Source organism: Pseudomonas putida (genome assembly GCF_025905425.1).
Taxonomy (GTDB): domain Bacteria; phylum Pseudomonadota; class Gammaproteobacteria; order Pseudomonadales; family Pseudomonadaceae; genus Aquipseudomonas; species Aquipseudomonas putida_AF.
Genome location: NZ_CP109603.1, coordinates 4,294,059 through 4,309,780, shown reverse-complemented (window position 1 = coordinate 4,309,780; position 15,722 = coordinate 4,294,059). Strand labels below are relative to the sequence as shown.

Here is a 15,722-nt window from a genome sequence, read left to right as displayed (position 1 = left end):
ACAAGCGAATAGGCGAAAAGGAGTATTGGGGTGTCGAGTACCGATGATGATGACCTGGCAGGGGTCAAGGACTGGTGGAACCGCAACGGCAAGCCGCTGCTGACCGGTGCCCTGCTGGCCGGCGTGGTGGTGTTGGGCTGGAATACCTGGCACAAGTACCAGAACAACCAGTCGCAAGGTGCCTCGCAGCTGTACCAGGCGTTGCTTGAGACCAGCCTGACGCCGAGCGGCCAGCCCGACGCGACCAAGGTCGCCGAACTGGCCGGCAAGCTCAAGAGCGAGTTCGGCGGTACCGCCTACGCCCAGTACGGCAGCCTGTTCGTGGCCAAGGTCGCGGTCGAGAGCGGCAAGCTCGACGACGCCGCCGCCGAGCTCAAGGGTGTGCTGGACAAGCCTGCCGATGCCACCCTGGGCGAAATTTCGCGCCAGCGTCTGGCCCGTGTACTGGCAGCCCAGGACAAGGCCGAAGAGGCCCTCAAGCTGCTCGACGGCGACGCCGACAAGGCGTTCCTGGCCAGCCGCGAAGAATTGAAGGGCGACCTGCTGGTACAGCTGGGCCGCACCGACGATGCTCACAGCGCTTATGAGAAAGCCAAGGCCGCACTGTCCGATGAAGCGGCGGTCGGTGGCCTGCAACTGAAGCTGGATGACTTGGCCAAAGGGGACGCGTGACGTGATCGGTTGGAAACAAGCAGCAGTGCTGACCCTGGCCGTACTGGCCGCAGGTTGCAGCAGCAACAGCAAGAAGGAACTGCCCCCGGCCGAGCTGACCAAGTTCACCGAGGAAGTGGTACTCAAGAAGCAGTGGAGCCGCTCGATCGGTGACGGCCAGGGCGAGACGTACAACACCCTGGTTCCGGCCATCGAAAACGACCGTATCTACGCCTCTGACGTCAATGGCGAAGTCTTCGCCCTTGACCGTATCACCGGCGACGTGGCGTGGAAGAAAGACCTGGATCTGCAGGTGTCGGGCGCCGTCGGCGTGGGTTACGGGCTGGTCATGCTCGGTACCCTCAAGGGCGAAGTCATCGCGCTGGACTCCAGCACCGGTGAAGAGCGCTGGCGCTCGCGCGTGACCAGCGAAGTGCTGGCACCACCCGCCAACAATGGTGACGTGGTGGTGGTGCAAACCCAGGACGACCGCCTGATCGGCCTCGATGCCGCGACCGGCGACCGCCGCTGGATCTACGAAAGCACCCCGGCCGTACTGACCCTGCGTGGCACCGGTGCGCCGATCGTGACCAACCGCATGGCGGTTGCCGGGCTGTCCACCGGCAAAGTGATCGCGGTGGATATCAACAACGGCGTGCCAGTGTGGGAGAGCCGTGTGGCCATCCCGCAGGGGCGTTCCGAGCTGGATCGCGTGGTGGATATCGACGGCGGCCTGCTGCTGTCCGGTGGTACTCTGTACGTCAGCACCTACCAGGGCCGCGTAGCGGGCCTGGACCTGGAAAGCGGCCGCGTGCTGTGGCAGCGTGATGCTTCCAGCTACGTGGGTGTCGCCCAGGGTTACGGTAACGTCTATGTCAGCGAAGCCTCGGGTACCGTTGAAAGCGTCGACGAGCGCTCTTCCAGCGCCCTGTGGACCAACGATTCCATGGCTCGCCGTCAACTGTCGGCACCGGAAGTGTTCTCCAGCTACGTGGCGGTGGGTGACTTCGAGGGTTACCTGCACCTGCTCAGCCAGGTCGATGGTCGCTTTGTCGGCCGTGAGCGCATCGACAGCGATGGCCTGCGCGCCCGGCCCCTGGTGGTCGGCGACACCATCTACGTCTTCGGCAACAGCGGCAAGCTCGAGGCACTGACCGTCCGCTGAAGCTAAGCTCAAGACCGCCAACGGTCTTGAGCCGCGGTGTAGGAAACGCCGCACAAACTCCGGCCGCTGCCTTGCAGCGGCCTTTGCATTTTCAAGAATTCAAGAATGGAGAGCCGCATGGTTCCCGTAATAGCCCTGGTGGGACGGCCGAACGTCGGTAAATCCACCATGTTCAACCGCCTGACCAAAACCCGCGATGCCATCGTCGGTGACCTGTCGGGCCTGACCCGTGACCGCCAGTATGGTGATGCCTCCTGGCAGGGTCGCTCCTTCATCCTGATCGACACCGGTGGTATCACCGGTGACGAAGTGGGCATGGACGAGAAAATGGCCGAGCAGTCGCTCATGGCCATCGAAGAAGCCGACTATGTGCTGTTCTTGGTCGATGCCCGTGCGGGCATGACCGCGGCAGACCAGATGATCGCCGAGCACCTGCGCAAGCGGAACAAGTCGGCGATTCTGGTTGCCAACAAGATCGACAACATCGACCCCGATGTTGCCCGCGCCGAGTTCTCGCCGATGGGCATGGGCAATGCCATTCCGGTGGCGGGTTCCCAGGGCCGTGGTATCAACGCCCTGATGGAAGCCGTGCTCGGCCACCTGCCGCGCGATGCCGAGGACGAAGCCCTCGACCAGGACGTCGCCGAAGGTGAGGAAGCCGTGCGCATTCCTGGCCCAAGCGAGAAGGATGGCATCAAGATCGCCATCATCGGCCGCCCGAACGTCGGCAAGTCGACCTTGGTCAACCGCATGCTCGGTGAAGAGCGCGTGGTGGTCTACGACGAGCCGGGTACTACCCGTGACAGTATCTACATCCCGTTCGAGCGCGATGGCGAGAAGTACACCTTCATCGACACCGCCGGGGTGCGCAAGCGCGGCAAGATCCACGAGGAAGTCGAGAAGTTCTCGGTGGTCAAGACGCTGCAGGCGATCAAGGATGCCAACGTGGTCATCTTCGTCATGGATGCCCGCGAAGGTGTGGTCGACCATGACCTGAACCTGCTGGGCTTCGCCCTCGAAGCCGGCCGCGCCATCGTCATCGCCCTGAACAAGTGGGATGGCATGGAGTCGGGTGAGCGCGCCTACGTGAAGACCGAGCTGGAACGCCGGCTGTTCTTCGTCGATTTTGCCGACATCCACTTCATTTCCGCGCTGCACGGCACGGGCGTGGGCAACCTGTACAAGTCGGTGCAGGCCGCCTTCATGTCGGCGGTGACCCGCTGGCCGACCAGCCGCCTGACGCAGATTCTCGAAGATGCCGTGAGCGAGCACCAGCCGCCGCTGGTCAATGGCCGCCGCATCAAGCTGCGTTATGCCCACCTGGGGGGTGCCAACCCGCCGCTGATCGTGATCCACGGCAACCAGACCGACAGCATTCCCAAGTCGTACTCGCGTTACCTGGAAAACACCTACCGCCGTGTGCTGAAACTGGTCGGTACGCCGATCCGTATCGAGTACAAGGGCGGTGAGAACCCGTATGAGGGCAAGAAAAACACCCTCACCGATCGCCAGGTCAACAAGAAGCGCCGCTTGATGTCGCACCACAAGAAGGCCGAGAAGAAGCGCCGCGACAAGCGCTGATTTCGCGTCAGCTTCTTCGCGGGCAAGCCCGCTCCCACAGCGATCGCACATCCTTAAGGACAGCGCGGTACCTGTGGGGGCGGGCTTGCCCGCGAATAGGCCCTTGATCCAAAGCAATCCCCCTATTGTTTCAACCTTTTTCCTGACTGCTTGATCCGCTATGCTCGGGCTCCACCCCCGTGCCGGATAAACCCCAGGAAAGAGGGCTCCATGATCCGCAGCAAACTGCCGAATGTCGGCACGACCATCTTCACCACCATGTCCCAGCTCGCCGTGCAGACTGGCGCGCTCAATCTCTCCCAAGGCTTCCCCGACTTCAACGGCCCGCAGGCGTTGCTCGATGCAGTGGGCCGGCATGTGGCCGCCGGGCATAACCAGTACGCACCGATGACCGGCCTGCCGGCCCTGCGCCAACAGGTAGCGGCCAAGGTCGCGCGGCTGTATGGCGCCCAGGTGGATGCCGACCAGGAGGTGACCATCACCCCCGGTGCCACCGAGGCGATCTTCTGCGCTATTCAGGCGGTGATCCACGCCGGTGACGAGGTGATCGTCTTCGACCCGTGCTACGACAGCTACGAGCCTTCCGTGGCACTGGCCGGTGGCCGCTGCGTGCATGTGCAACTGAGCGACGGCGATTTCCGCATCGACTGGCAGAAGTTCAGCGATGCCTTGAGCCCGCGTACGCGCATGGTCATCCTCAACTCGCCGCACAACCCCAGCGGCGCGCTGATCACCCGTGAAGACCTCGACCAGCTGGCGCGGTTGATCGCTGATCGCGATATCTACCTGGTCAGTGACGAAGTCTACGAACATCTGGTCTACGACGGCGTACGCCACGCCAGTGTGCTGGCCCATGCCGAGCTTTACAGCCGTGCCTTCGTGGTCAGTTCGTTCGGCAAGACCTACCATGTCACTGGCTGGAAGACCGGCTACGTGATCGCACCCCCGGCCCTGAGCGCCGAGCTGCGCAAGGTGCACCAGTACGTCAACTTCTGTGGCGTCACGCCCTTGCAGTGCGCGCTGGCCGATTTCATGGCCGAGCACCCGCAGCACCTTGACGAACTGCCAGGCTTCTACCAGGCCAAGCGCGACCTGTTCTGCGGCTTGCTCGAAGGTTCGCGCTTCAGCTTGCGCCGCACGGCCGGCACCTACTTCCAACTGGTGGACTATTCGCAGATCCGCCCGGACCTGAGCGACGTTGACATGGCGCTATGGCTGACCCGCGAGCACGGCGTGGCGACCATTCCGGTGTCGGTGTTCTACCAGCAACCCATCCCCGAGCAACGCCTGGTACGCCTGTGCTTTGCCAAACGTGAGGAGACGCTGCGTCAGGCAGCGGAAAAACTATGCGCGATCTGAGCACACTGCCCGACCTGAAAATCGCCCTGGTGCAAACCACCCTGGCCTGGCACGACCGCGAGGCCAACTATGCGCACTTCGAGGAATTGCTCAAGCAAGTGGGGGAGGTGGACCTGGTGATCCTGCCGGAGATGTTCACCACCGGCTTCTCGATGCAATCTGAAACCCTGGCCGAACCCGAGAACGGCCCGACCTACAAATGGCTCAAGGCCCAGGCGAAGAGGTACGACGCGGTGATCACCGGCAGCGTGATCATCCAGGCCGCCGATGGCAGCCACCGCAACCGCTTGCTCTGGGCGCGCCCGGATGGCGAGATTCTGCATTACGACAAGCGCCACCTGTTCCGCATGGCGGGCGAGCACAAGCATTACACCCCGGGCGAGCGCCAGGTGCAGTTCGAAATCAAAGGCTGGCGGGTGCGCCCATTGATCTGCTACGACCTGCGCTTCCCGGTGTGGAGCCGTGATGCCCAGGACACCGACCTGCTGCTGTACACCGCCAACTGGCCGGCCGCGCGCCGCCAGCACTGGAACCGCTTGCTGCCGGCGCGGGGCATCGAAAACCTGTGCTTTGTGGCGGCGGTGAACCGCGTGGGCACCGATGGCAAGGGCTTTGCCTATTCTGGCGACAGCCAGGTGCTGGACTTCCAGGGTGAGAGCCTGCTCAGTGCAGGCGAGGCGGACGGGGTGTTCACGGTGGTGCTCAGGGCGGCGGAGCTGGCGGCGTACCGGGCCAAGTTCCCGGCCAACCTGGATGCCGATACCTTCGACTTGCACTGAATCCTTACCGGCCTCTTCGCGGGGCAAGCCCGCTCCCACAGGAACCTCGCTGGACATGAGTACGGCAGGGAACCTGTGGGAGCGGGCTTGTCCCGCGAAAAGGCCGGTACTGTTTACATCAATAGGCGATCAGTAAACATCCCTGCGATACCGCCCATCTTCGATCAACTGCTCGACCACTTCATCGCCGAGAATGCCCTTCAGCGCCGCATCAACGCCGGCCGCCATGCCCTGCAAACTGCCGCAGACATACACACAGGCGCCATCCGCCACCCAGCGCTTGAACTCATCAGCCTGCTGCAGCAACACATCCTGCACATACACCTTCTCTGCCTGATCCCGCGAAAACGCCAGGTCCAGGCGTGCCAGGTCGCCGCTGTCGAGCCAGCCTTGCAGTTCGTCACCGCATAGCATGTCATGCGCCCGATTGCGCTCACCGAACAGCAGCCAGTTGCGTTGTTCGCCCGCGTTGACCCGCGCGCGCAAAAGGCTGCGCAAGCCGGCCAGGCCAGTACCATTGCCGATCAGGATCATCGGCACCGGCGACTCGGGCAGGTGGAAGCCACTGTTGCGGCGCAGGCGCAGGCCAAGCACGCCATTCACCGGCAGGTACTCGGTCAGCCAACCGGATCCCAGGCCGAGGTTGCCATCTGGGTGACGCTCCTGGCGCACGATCAGTTGCAGTACACCGTCACTGGCGATCGAGGCGATGGAGTATTCACGCGTGCCGATTGGCACCAACGCATCGACCAGCGCCTGTGCGTGCAGGCCCACCAGTTGATCGCGGCGGCTGGGCAGTTGGCGACTGGCTAGCGCCTGGCCGAGGGTTTCGCTCAGGCCGTCCAGTTGCACGGTCGTGTTGGCATTCAGGCCCAGGCCGTCAAGGAAGGCATCCACCCGCGGCTGGCCATTGCGCGGCAGGATTTCCACCAGGTCGCCGGCTTGCCAGCTGGCAGGTGCTTCGGCGCGCAGGCCGATCAGGTAAACCGGCAGGCCCTGGCTGCCAGGGTTCATCAACTCACGCTGCACCAGGGCCCAGTTGCCGAAACTCGGCGGCTGCCAGGCCGTTACCGGTTGTGCGCCGGTCAGCTGCGCCAGTTCCTGCTGCCATTGCTGCAGGGCCGCCTGGTCGGCGTTGTCCACCTCCACCGGGCTGAACGCAGTGCTGGCACCGCGCTCACCCAACCAGGCTTGCAGGCGACGGGCAAAGCCGCAGAAGTGCGGGTATTGACGGTCGCCCAGGGCGAGCACGGCATAGTGAAGGTTGTGCAGCGCCCAGGGTTGGCCAAGCACCTTGCGTTCGAACGCGCGGGCACTGTCAGGGGCTTCGCCGTCGCCGAAGGTACTGACCACGAACAAGGCGCGGCGGGCCTGGCGCAAGTCATTTTCGCCCAGCTCGGCCAAGGCGCGGACCTGCACGGGCAGGCCTGCCGCCTGAAGTTGCCCGGCACTCTGCCAGGCCAGCTGTTCGGCGAAACCGCTCTGGCTGGCGAAGCCGATCAGCCAGCTGTCGCTGCCTGTACTGGCACTGTCAACGCTGCCACGGGCGGCGCGAACCTGGCGTTTCTTGCGGCGGCGGTCGAGGTACAGCAGCCAGCCGGTGACGAAGAACAGCGGCATGGTCAGGCTGGCGAGGGTGACGATGATCCGCCCCGGCAGGCCAAAGTATTCGCCCACGTGCAGGGCGTAAACGCTCTGTAGCAGTTGCGCCTTGAAGGATTTGTCGGTGTAACGGTCGTGGTTTTTCACCTGGCCGGTGGCCGGGTCCAGCACCAGGGTGTTGAACGCACGTGGGTGCGCGGCATCGTCGAGGAGGTAGAACAGGTTGGCCGGCTGGCCGCCCGCAGGTGGCAGGCGAAGGTTGTACATGGCCAGGCCTGGGCCGGCGGCATCCTTGAGGTTGGCCCAGATGGCATCGTAGTCGACCACCAGCGGCGGGGCATTCTTGTCGACTTTCTGCGGCCCGTGGCGGCCCCGGCCTTCGCCGCGTTTTTGCTGCTGGCCAGCGGCCGGCGCGTCGGCCAGCAACTTGTTCAGGCCCTCGCGGTACCATTCATACGACCAGAACAGGCCGGTGAGGGCGAACAGCAGATAGAACAGCAGGCACCAGGTACCGGCCACGGCGTGCAGGTCCCAGTTGAAGGCGCGGCCTTTCTTGGCCCACTCGAAGGTCAGCCAGGTGCGCCAGTTGAGCGCCTTGCGCGGCCAGCGCAGGTACAGGCCGGAAAGGCAGAAGAAAATCAGCATCAGGGTGCAGGCACCGGTGATCTGCCGGCCACTGTCGCCCATGGCCAGGAAACGGTGCAGGTTGAGCATGAGGTTGAAGAAGTCTTGCCCGGCCACTTCACCCTTGAGCTCGCCGGTGTACGGGTCGGCATAGCGCAGTTCGCCACGGCGCTGGCCCGGCGGCGGGGTGAAGAAGACCCGCGCAGCGTTGCCTTCGTGCAGGTCGACCCACAGCATCGACACCTTGTCGCCTTGCGCGGCCTCGACCCGCTGCACCAGCTCGGCGGGCGGCAACACGCCCTCCGGGCGTACTTCGACCTTGAGCACATCGGCATTGAATGCGCGCAGCAGTTCTTCCTGAAACGAGTAGAGCGCGCCGGTGATGCCCATCAAGGCCAGCACCAGGCCAGCGGTGATGCCAAAGAACCAGTGCAATTGGAACAGCGTCTTCTTCACCACATCGATCACCTTGTGTTGCCGTTTCAGTTCAGGCGGCGAGCATTATGCCTTGGTATGGGCGAACCATTGATACACACAAACCCTGTGGGAGCGGGCTTGCCCGCGAATGCGTCGGTGAATCCACCAACCCATTCGCGGGCAAGCCCGCTCCCACAGGGTCCTCGTTTGCAACCAAGATTGCAGGTGCATGCGCCGGTATCGGTCGGCGCATGCACCTTCACATCAGAAGTGAACGCTGGTGGTCAGCAGTGCGGTCCGGCCCGCCGCCTGGTTGGCGAAGTGGGTGGAGAACGCCTTGTCGTAGTACACCTCGTTGGTCAGGTTCTGCACGTTCAGCTGCAGGTCAACGTTTTTGGTCAGCTTGTAGGCGGCCATGGCGTCGTAGCGCACGTAGCTGTCGACCATGGTGGTGTTGGCCACGCTGCCGTAAACATCATCCACATAGAACGCGCCACCACCGATGGTCAGCTTCGGCGTGATCGAGTAGGTGGTCCACAGGCTTGCGCTATTGTTTGGCGTGTTCGGCAGCTGGTTGCCATCGTTGGCCTCGCCCAGCGCGCCGCCGTCGATCTGGCGCGCCTGCATGTAGGTGTAGCCCGCGAATACTTGCCACTTATCGGTCAGCTTGCCGCTGGCCGACAGTTCGATGCCCTGCACGCGGGTTTCGCCGACGTTTTCGTAGGTGGTGGTGTCCACCTGGACGCGGGCGTTTTCCTTCTCGGTGCGGAACAGCGCGGCGGCCAGGGACAGGCGCTGGTCGAGCAGGTCCCACTTGGTGCCGATCTCGTAGTTGGTGGTTTCTTCCGGCTCCATGTCGCTGCTCAGCAGGTTGCCGGCGCGGTCAGATGTGTTCGGCGGTGGATTGGTATCCACCGCTTCACCCAGTGCCGCACCTGGCGGAGTCGCGGAGGTGGCATAGGAAACATAGATGCTGCCGTTCTCAGCTGGTTTCCACACAAGTCCCAATTGGCCCGTGACAAATTCGCTCTTGTCCCGTCCCTTGGCTGCGACACCTTTGCTGTTGACTACAGTTGCCCCAGCGGCATCGTAGGTTCGGTATTGGGTATCGAAGTGATCATAACGAAGGCCCATGTTGAGCAGCCATTCGGGAGTCAATTCCAGGGTATCGAACACATAGAGGGCTCGAGTGGTGCCTTTCGTATCCGTGCCCGCGTAGTTGCGTGCAATGCTGCCGTTCCAAGGATCGTCCGGGTTCGGGTTGCTCAGCGAGGTGCAGTTGTAGCCGCTGCTGGCGCCGATCATGCTCGGGGTGCAGTTGGTGTTTGCAGTACCGCCAGGCACGGTATCGGTATCGACGGTGTACGACGAACGCTTGCTCTCTTCCCGGCTCAGTTCGATGCCGGTGGAGAAGCTGTTCTTCATCCCGCCCACATAGAACTCGCCAAACAGGTCGGTCTGGTTGGTGGTGGTCGCAGTGTTACCCACACGGCTGTTGGCGCGGCGCCAGACGCTGCCGTTGTTGACGTTGCCCTTGCTGTCGTCCGGCTGGGTCAGGATGTAGTCCTGCATGCTGTTGCCGTGACGCAGGGTGTTCTTGATGGTCAGCGAGTCGGTCAGGTCGTGCTCGATCGCGAAGGTGGCGATGTCGACACGGCTCTTGCGGAAGTCACGGCCGGTCAGGCCGTAGAAGTTGTCGCTGTCGCCACCGTCGTTCGGCTTGCTTGGGTGCGCCGAAGTACGTGCGCCGCTGCCACCTGTCGGGATGGTGTACGGGATGCCCGAGTCTGGCAGGTCGTCGCTTTCCAGGTGGTAGTAGTCGAGGTTGACGCGGGTTGGGGTACCGAGGCCGAAGGCCAGGGACGGGGCGATGCCCCAGCGGTCGTAGTTGACCTTGTCGCGGCCGGCGACGTTGCTCTCGTGGGTCATCAGGTTGAGACGACCGGCAACCGTGTCGCTGAACTGGTAGTTGCCATCGAAGGTGTAGCGTTGGGTCTGGTCACTGCCCCAGGTCCAGGCGCCGTCGAGCGAGTTGCCCAGGTGTGCGCGCTTGCTCACCAGGTTGATGGTGCCGCCGGCGGCGCCGCGGCCACCGATGGCCGAGTTCGGGCCCTTGGCCACTTCCACCGACTCGATGGCGAAGATTTCGCGGGTTTGCGCGCCGGTATCACGCACGCCATCCAGGTAGGTGTCACCCTGGGCATCGAAGCCGCGGATGAACGGACGGTCACCTTGCGGGTTGCCGCCTTCACCGGCGCCAAAGGTGATGCCAGGTACAGTACGCAGGGCGTCCTGCAGGCTGAGGGCGTTGGTGTCCTTGATGACCTGCTGCGGGATCACCGTGACCGAGCGCGGTGTGTCTACCAGCGGCGCGGTGTACTTTTGCGACGAAGCCTTCTCGACCTTGTAATCGGTGCTGGCCTGTTCGGCCTTGCCGTTGACGCTGGTGGCGTCCAGGGTGACGGCGCTGTTGGCGGCAGGCTCGGCAGCGTAGGCGGTCGAGGCAGTGATGGCGACGCCGATGGCGGTCACGATCAGGCGTGGTGAACTCACAGCAGATGGCACGTAGTGACGCATTGGTAAGGACCTTCCCCAAGGTGATAAGGCGCCGGATCTTAATGTAAGCAATTGTGACTAACAATTGAGAGTCGTTACCATTCGTGAAGAATTTACAATCTTTACAGTTTGCCCTTACGGTTTTCGATGGCTGAAACGTCTTAAGCGGCAAATGGGGCTTGTGGTATGTAAAAGGGAATCAATATCATTGACGCCTTTACAGTTGCCCAGGTGCCGCCGCCATGCTGCTTCACATCCCCGGCCTGTTCGATGCCGACGAACTCACGCGTATCCGCGAGGCCCTGGAGCAGGCCGACTGGGCCGACGGCAAGGTCACGGCGGGCTATCAATCGGCCAAGGCCAAGCACAACCTGCAGTTGCCAGAAGGCCATGCGCTGGCCAAAGAACTGGGTAGCGCGCTGATCGACCGCCTGTGGAACACCCCGCGCTTCATGTCGGCAGCGTTGCCACACAAGGTCTTTCCACCGCTGATCAACTGCTACCGCGAAGGTGGCAACTTCGGCTTCCACATCGACAATGCCCTGCGCCAGCCCAAGGGCAGCCCGGAGCGCGTGCGTACCGACCTGTCCTCGACGCTGTTCCTCAGCGACCCGGACAGTTACGACGGCGGCGAACTGGTGATCCAGGACACCTACGGCGTGCAGCAGGTGAAGCTGGCGGCCGGTGACCTGGTGCTGTACCCCGGCACCAGTTTGCACAAGGTCAACCCGGTAACCCGCGGCCAGCGCTATGCTGCGTTTTTCTGGACACAAAGCCTGGTGCGCGAGGACAGCCAGCGGGCGCTGTTGTTCGAGATGGACAATGCCATCCAGCAACTCACCGCCGATGTGCCTGATCACCCCTCGCTGCTGCAGTTGACGGGGACCTACCACAACCTGCTGCGCCGCTGGGCCGAGGTCTGAACCGTGTCATACCCGTTGCGTCGTGAGGAAGTGGTGGATGTTGCAGGCCTCAAGGCCATGCTCGAAGACAGCCCCGGCAAGGCCGCCCAGGCGATTCTGGCAGCGGCGGGGCAGGGGGCGGTCGAGGCGCAGTTGTTGCTGGGGCAGATCCTGCTGGATGGGCGTGGAATCCAAGAGGATGCCACCGTCGCCCGGCGTTGGTTCGGCATCGCTGCACAAGGTGGCAGTGCCATGGCGCACAACATGCTCGGGCGTTGCCTGGAGCATGGTTGGGGCGGCGAGGTGAGTTTGCCGCAGGCTGCCGTTCACTATGCCCGCGCGGCCGATGCCGGGTTGGATTGGGGCCTGTATAACCTGGGCAACCTGCTGGCGACCGGGCGTGGGGTGCCAGCCAATCAGGTGCAGGCACTGATGTGCTACGAGAAGGCTGCGCAGTTGGGGCATGCTAAGTCGATGAACCTGTATGGGCGTTATCTGGAGCAGGGCATTGCTACGGCGCCCAGCCCGGCGCGGGCGGTGCGCTGGTATCGGCGCTCGGCCGAGGCGGGGGATTTCCGTGGAATGTTCAGCCTGGCGCTGGTGCTGGTCGAGCGCGGGCAGACGGCCGAGGCGGGGCCTTGGCTGGAGCGGGCGCGGGTTGAGGGGAATGTGAATTTTCTGCGCAGTGCAGTGGCTACATTGCGGGGGGCTGGGCCTTTGCTGGCGGGGTATGCAGCGGGGTATGCCGAGGAGCTCGAACAGCGCGAGGATTGATCACTACAGTGCTGGTTTCTTCGCGGGCAAGCCCGCTCCCACAGGATTTTCGACAGACCTGAGGGTCGCGCCATACCTGTGGGAGCTGGCTTGCCCGCGAAGAGGGCGGCACAAGCCAGCACACATGAAAACGGGGCCTTGCGGCCCCGTTGTTCATTACAGGTAGTAAGCCTTCAGCGGCGGGAAGCCGTTGAATTCCACCGCGCTGTAGCTGGTGGTGTAGGCACCGGTGGACAGCCAGTACAGGCGGTCACCGATGGCCAGGTTCAGCGGCAGGCCATACTTGTAGTGCTCGTACATGATGTCGGCGCTGTCGCAAGTCGGGCCGGCGATGACCACTTCTTCCATCTCGCCTTTCTTTTCGGTCCAGATCGGGAACTTGATGGACTCGTCCATGGTTTCGATCAGGCCGGAGAACTTGCCCACGTCGGTGTACACCCAACGCTCGACCGCAGTGCGCGACTTGCGCGCCACCAGCACCACTTCACTGACCAGGATACCGGCGTTGGCAATCAGCGAACGGCCAGGTTCCAGGATGATTTCCGGCAGGTCGTCACCGAAGTCTTCCTTCAGGAAGCGGATGATCTCTTCGGCGTAGGTTTCGAGGCTGTTGGTACGGGTGATGTAGTTGGCCGGGAAGCCACCACCCATGTTGATCAGCTTCAGCTCGATGCCGTCTTCTTCCTTCAGGCGCTCGAAGATCACTTTGACCTTGGCGATGGCCGCGTCCCAGACGCTGATGTCGCGCTGCTGGGAACCGACGTGGAAGGAAATACCGTATGGCACCAGGCCCAGGTCGCGGGCGAGGATCAGCAGGTCCATGGCCATGTCGGTCTGGCAGCCGAACTTGCGCGACAGAGGCCAGTCGGCAGTGGTGGAGCCTTCGGTGAGGATACGCACGTAAACCTTGGAGCCCGGCGCAGCCTTGGCGATGTTGCGCAGGTCGGCTTCCGAGTCGGTGGCAAACAGGCGCACGCCCTTCTCATAGAAGTAGCGGATGTCCTTGGACTTCTTGATGGTGTTGCCGTAGCTGATGCGGTCGGCGCTGACACCACGGTCCATCACCTTGTCCAGCTCGTAGATCGAGGCGATGTCGAAGCTCGAACCTTTCTCTTTGAGCAGGTCGATGATCTCGACCGCCGGGTTGGCCTTGACCGCGTAGTAAACCTTGGCAAATTCGAAACCGGCGCGCAGGTCGTCATAGGCCTGGCTGATCATCTGGGTATCGATGAGTACGAACGGGGTTTCTTGCTTGTCGGCGAACGCCTTCATTTTCTGGAAGGTGTCACGTGCGAAATAGTCTTCGACCTGGATCGACATGCTCAGGGACTCCATGGGCAAACTGAAAAGATAAGTGGCTGCAAACTGAACGTCCTCCGTATCCCCACTTTGGTTCGCCTACTCAGTACTTGAGCCGGATGGATCGTTTCCAGCATGGACGTTCGGCGCGCACTTTAGGGCGTGAAGAATGCAAGATCAACAGGCAATCCGGGCGTGTTCGTCGTGGATTGAGGCCCCATCGTTTGAATAACCGACTCGTGTGACCGGCAGATGTTCCCTGGGATGTTTCAAGCGTTAAATATTGTGGAAGGACCCTGTCGGCCTCTTCGCGGGCAAGCCCGCTCCCACAGGCTTTGCATGGCTTATGTGGGAGCGGGCTTGCCCGCGAAAAGGCGCAAGGTGTTCATATTTATGGCCACACGCTTCAGGTACTTCCGTCCATGAAATCCGCAAAAATTTTTTGTTACCGACTGGCGGATTTGCCGATTTTGATGAGAAACATTACTATTCGCACCCTTCTCTGCCTCCCTGACGACCCCGACCGTGTCTGGACCCAAAGGCTTCCTCGACCACTACCATGAGCTGATCGGCACCTGGACGCGCAAGCTGCGCAGTCGTCAGCAGGCCGAGGACCTCACCCACGATGCCTTCGTCAGGGTTCTGGAAAACCCCCGCGAGCAGGTCGAGCAGCCACGCGCCTACCTTCACCAGACGGCGCGCAACATTGCCGTGGACGGTTTTCGCCGCGAAGACCGGCGCCAGGCGCTGGAGCTGGAAGCCTTTGACCAAAGCGCCGCCAGCAACGGCGACCCTGAAGCCTACGTCCATGCCCTGGAACTTGCTGACAGCGTGGAGCGGGCGCTGGCCGAGCTGCCACTCAACTGCCGTCGAGTGTTCATCTGGCAGAAGCTCGAAGGCCTGACCCAGGCCGAGATTGCCGAGCGGATGGGGTTGAGCAAGAACATGGTCGAAAAGTATATGATCCGCACGCTCCGACACCTGCGTGAACAGCTGGACGTGTCGGCATGATGAGTCAGGAGACCTTTTCGATGAAACAGCACGGGGCCGATACCGTCCGCGAGCAGGCGGCCGAATGGTTCGCCCGCGTGCAGGATGCGCCGCGGGATGCCGGGCTGCTGGCGCGCTTGCAAGGGTGGCTGGAGGCAGACCCTCGACATCGCGAAGAATATGAGCAGCTTTCCAGCCTTTGGCGCGCCGCCGACTTCATTCCGCGCCAGCGCCTCGACGCGCTATGCCAACCTGAGCTGGTCCAGCAATTGCCACGGCGGCGCGTCATGCGCCAGGCGCTGGCGGCCGGGGTGGCGGTGGTTGCCCTGGGGTTGGGGTGGAGTGGCTGGCAGTACCAGCGCCTCAACCACCAAGACCAGTTGCAGACCGCCTTCGGCGAGCGCCGCCAGGTCGAACTGCCGGACGGCTCGCAGCTGGCGCTCAACGGTGGTACGCAACTGCAGGTCGATTTCAGCGCCGGGCGGCGGCACATTCAGCTTGATGCGGGCGAAGCGATGTTCATCGTCGCCCATGACAGCAGCCGCCCGTTCGTGGTCGATACCGCCCAGGGCAGCGTGACCGTCACCGGTACCCGCTTCGATGTGCGCCTGGACCCTGGCGCCACCCGCGTGGCAGTGGAGCAAGGTTCGGTACGTGTGCAGGGCAAGGATACTTCGCTGGCGCAACTGACGGCCGGCCTGGGCGCGCATATAGATGCACAAGGTAACGTGGCGGCGCCTTACGCGGTGAACGCCGCTGCGCTCACCGCCTGGCGCCAGGGCAAGCTGGTGTTCGACAACGCAACGCTGGCCGACGTGGTGACCGAAGCTTCGCGCTACCGCACCCAGCCACTGCGCGTAGCCCCCGGCAAGGTGGCGCAAATGCGCCTGTCCAGTACCTTCAGCACCGACGACACCGATGCGCTGCTGCGGGCCTTGCCGAGCATCCTGCCGGTGGCCATCAAGGCCCATGCAGACGGCTCTCGCGAAATTATCGCGAAATAGATTCAGGTTTTTTTCAGCT

The 15,722-nt window shown here is 62.8% G+C and carries 12 protein-coding genes; 9 read left to right on the top strand and 3 right to left on the bottom strand.

The annotated features are described in order from the left end of the window. Window positions 1-30: 30 nt before the first annotated feature. From OGV19_RS19280 to OGV19_RS19260, 5 genes are all read left to right on the top strand, one after another. Window positions 31-672: a tetratricopeptide repeat protein gene (locus OGV19_RS19280; protein ID WP_264310207.1), complete on the top strand. Its 642-nt coding sequence runs from the start codon at window positions 31-33 to the stop codon at window positions 670-672. A 1-nt stretch (window position 673) separates the two neighbouring features. After that, window positions 674-1,816, top strand: a complete 1,143-nt coding sequence (gene bamB / locus OGV19_RS19275) for an outer membrane protein assembly factor BamB (RefSeq protein ID WP_264310206.1) — start codon at window positions 674-676, stop codon at window positions 1,814-1,816. Between the two features lie 117 nt (window positions 1,817-1,933). Continuing rightward, window positions 1,934-3,397: a ribosome biogenesis GTPase Der gene (gene der, locus OGV19_RS19270; RefSeq protein WP_264310205.1), complete on the top strand. Its 1,464-nt coding sequence runs from the start codon at window positions 1,934-1,936 to the stop codon at window positions 3,395-3,397. Window positions 3,398-3,607: 210 nt separating this feature from the next. Continuing rightward, window positions 3,608-4,756, top strand: a complete 1,149-nt coding sequence (locus OGV19_RS19265) for a pyridoxal phosphate-dependent aminotransferase (protein WP_264310204.1) — start codon at window positions 3,608-3,610, stop codon at window positions 4,754-4,756. Continuing rightward, window positions 4,744-5,535 (top strand): amidohydrolase, encoded by a 792-nt coding sequence (locus tag OGV19_RS19260; RefSeq protein ID WP_264310203.1) that lies wholly within the window; start codon window positions 4,744-4,746, stop codon window positions 5,533-5,535. The genes OGV19_RS19265 and OGV19_RS19260 overlap by 13 nt, the downstream gene beginning before the upstream one ends. 129 nt (window positions 5,536-5,664) lie before the next feature. Here OGV19_RS19260 and OGV19_RS19255 read toward each other — a convergent pair whose 3' ends face one another. Both OGV19_RS19255 and OGV19_RS19250 read right to left on the bottom strand, forming a co-directional pair. Continuing rightward, entirely contained in the window at window positions 5,665-8,220 is a 2,556-nt protein-coding gene (locus OGV19_RS19255) for a PepSY domain-containing protein (RefSeq protein ID WP_264313976.1), read from the bottom strand. A gap of 222 nt (window positions 8,221-8,442) precedes the next feature. Beyond that, complete coding sequence (locus tag OGV19_RS19250) at window positions 8,443-10,755, bottom strand: TonB-dependent receptor (protein WP_264310202.1); 2,313 nt, start codon at window positions 10,753-10,755, stop codon at window positions 8,443-8,445. Window positions 10,756-10,976: 221 nt separating this feature from the next. On the opposite strand from OGV19_RS19250, the gene OGV19_RS19245 reads away from it, so the two are divergent. Together OGV19_RS19245 and OGV19_RS19240 are read left to right on the top strand one after the other, a co-directional pair. Beyond that, window positions 10,977-11,657: a Fe2+-dependent dioxygenase gene (locus OGV19_RS19245; protein WP_264310201.1), complete on the top strand. Its 681-nt coding sequence runs from the start codon at window positions 10,977-10,979 to the stop codon at window positions 11,655-11,657. A 3-nt stretch (window positions 11,658-11,660) separates the two neighbouring features. Beyond that, complete coding sequence (locus OGV19_RS19240; protein ID WP_264310200.1) at window positions 11,661-12,410, top strand: tetratricopeptide repeat protein; 750 nt, start codon at window positions 11,661-11,663, stop codon at window positions 12,408-12,410. Between the two features lie 156 nt (window positions 12,411-12,566). On the opposite strand, the gene OGV19_RS19235 is transcribed toward OGV19_RS19240, so the two are convergent. Beyond that, a complete protein-coding gene (locus OGV19_RS19235) occupies window positions 12,567-13,730 on the bottom strand; it encodes a type III PLP-dependent enzyme (protein ID WP_264310199.1) in 1,164 nt (387 codons plus the stop codon). 504 nt (window positions 13,731-14,234) lie between these two features. Between OGV19_RS19235 and OGV19_RS19230 the strand changes: the two genes are divergently transcribed. Together OGV19_RS19230 and OGV19_RS19225 are read left to right on the top strand one after the other, a co-directional pair. Next, entirely contained in the window at window positions 14,235-14,720 is a 486-nt protein-coding gene (locus tag OGV19_RS19230; RefSeq protein WP_264310198.1) for an RNA polymerase sigma factor, read from the top strand. 20 nt (window positions 14,721-14,740) lie between these two features. Next, window positions 14,741-15,703: a FecR family protein gene (locus OGV19_RS19225; RefSeq protein WP_264310197.1), complete on the top strand. Its 963-nt coding sequence runs from the start codon at window positions 14,741-14,743 to the stop codon at window positions 15,701-15,703. The last annotated feature ends 19 nt before the right edge of the window (window positions 15,704-15,722 follow it).

Bases quoted from the DNA above. Each gene is read 5' to 3' on its own strand.
- OGV19_RS19260 (WP_264310203.1), top strand. From the start codon at position 4,744: ATGCGCGATCTGAGCACACTGCCCGACCTGAAAATCGCCCTGGTGCAA.
- OGV19_RS19225 (WP_264310197.1), top strand. From the start codon at position 14,741: ATGAAACAGCACGGGGCCGATACCGTCCGCGAGCAGGCGGCCGAATGG.
- OGV19_RS19245 (WP_264310201.1), top strand. From the start codon at position 10,977: ATGCTGCTTCACATCCCCGGCCTGTTCGATGCCGACGAACTCACGCGT.
- OGV19_RS19250 (WP_264310202.1), bottom strand. From the start codon at position 10,755: ATGCGTCACTACGTGCCATCTGCTGTGAGTTCACCACGCCTGATCGTG.
- OGV19_RS19265 (WP_264310204.1), top strand. From the start codon at position 3,608: ATGATCCGCAGCAAACTGCCGAATGTCGGCACGACCATCTTCACCACC.
- OGV19_RS19235 (WP_264310199.1), bottom strand. From the start codon at position 13,730: ATGTCGATCCAGGTCGAAGACTATTTCGCACGTGACACCTTCCAGAAA.
- der (WP_264310205.1), top strand. From the start codon at position 1,934: ATGGTTCCCGTAATAGCCCTGGTGGGACGGCCGAACGTCGGTAAATCC.